The sequence below is a fragment of the Protofrankia sp. CiP3 genome, assembly GCF_917627345.1.
Taxonomy (GTDB): domain Bacteria; phylum Actinomycetota; class Actinomycetes; order Frankiales; family Frankiaceae; genus Protofrankia.
The window spans coordinates 2,284-3,895 of record NZ_CAKJTM010000202.1 but is presented as its reverse complement, the minus strand read 5'-3'; the positions used below and the strand labels follow the sequence as shown (position 1 = coordinate 3,895).

The following is a 1,612-nucleotide window of genomic DNA, read 5'->3' as shown; positions in this document are numbered from 1 at the left end:
GAATCACCCGCTGCTGCGACGGACCATTCGGAGCCGTAAGCCCATTCGAGGCGCCGTCCTGGTTGATCGCACTGCCCCGGACCACAGCCAGCACCTCATGCCCAAGGCGCTGAGCATCCGACAGGCGTTCCAGGACGAGCATTCCGGCGCCCTCGCCCCAGCCCACACCGTCGGCGGTGTCTGAGAACGCCTTGCAGCGGCCGTCGAGGGCCATGTTTCGGAGCCGAGAGAACTCCACGAAGGATTCTGGAGTGGCCATCACGGTCACGCCACCGGCGAGGGCCATCGAGCACTCACCCGCACGCAACGCCTGAGCCGCCAGATGCAACGCCACCAGCGAGGATGAACATGCGGTGTCCACACTCACCGCCGGACCCTCAAGCCCCAGCACATAGGAGACACGCCCGGACGCCACACTCGGGGTGGTGCCGGTGGCTCGGAAACCTTCGAGATCCGGGGTGTCGGCTGTGGCGAGGTAGGCGTTGGCGATCAGTCCGGCGTAGACGCCCACGCGCTGGCCCCGCAGGGAGGACGGGTCGATCCCCGCACGCTCCAGCGCCTCCCACGACGTCTCCAACAGCAACCGCTGCTGCGGATCCATCGCCAACGCCTCACGCGGACTGATCCCAAAGAACCCCGCGTCGAACACCGTCGCGTCGGTAAGAAAGCCACCCTGGCGAACGTAGGACTTCCCCGCAGCGTCAGGGTCCGGGTCGAAGAGGTCACCCAGATCCCAACCTCGGTCAGTGGGGAACTCCCCCACCACATCTGTGCCCGAGGACAGCAGCTCCCACAACGCCGCCGGACTGCCCACACCACCGGGCAGCCGCAATCCCACACCCACGACCGCCACCGGCTCATCCGTAACCGTCGCGGCCACGGGCATCGCGGCGCGTGCGGGAGCAACACCGACCAGCTCACCCAGCAGATAATCAGCCAGCGCCAACGGCGTCGGATAGTCGAACACCAACGTCGCCGGCAACGCCATCCCAGCCAAGGCGGTCAGGCGATTACGGAGCTCCACCGAGGTCAACGAATCGAAGCCCGCGTCATTGAACGCCTGATCAACCCGAACCAGATCCCGACCCGCACCGCCAAGGACGACCGACGCCTCAGCACGCACCAACCCGGCCAGATAAGGCGCCCGATCCCCCGGCGCCATCCCGACCAACGTCGACCGCAACACATCCACGGCGCCGGTAGCGGCAGTGCGACGCCGAGCCCCGGCCAAAGCGCGAAGCAAAGGAGGAACCGGGCCGCCCTGACGGCGCAGCACCGCCAGATCCAGCGATATCGGAACCAGCATCGCATACCGGGAGCCGAGGGCCTGATCCAGCAGCGCCATACCGTCTTCGGCGTCCAGCGCGCCCATCCCTGCCCGACTCATCCGGGCCAGATCAGCCTGGGTCAGATGCCCGGTCATCGTGCTCGCCTCAGCCCAGTAACCCCACGCCAAGGACACCCCGGCCTCACCTGCGGCCCGGCGGCGGGCGGCCAAAGCATCGAGATAACAGTTCGCCGCCGCGTAATTCCCCTGACCGGGTCCTCCCATCACCCCCGCGACGGACGAGAACACGACGAACGCCGCCAGCCCGAGCCCGCGCGTCAACTC

1 protein-coding gene is annotated in these 1,612 nt (G+C 67.6%); it reads right to left on the bottom strand.

Annotation, left to right across the window (positions count from 1 at the left end; translation table 11 throughout):
* Window positions 1-1,612 (bottom strand): beta-ketoacyl synthase N-terminal-like domain-containing protein (locus MJ797_RS26170; RefSeq protein WP_239342322.1); only part of this gene is annotated, 1,612 nt, incomplete at both ends.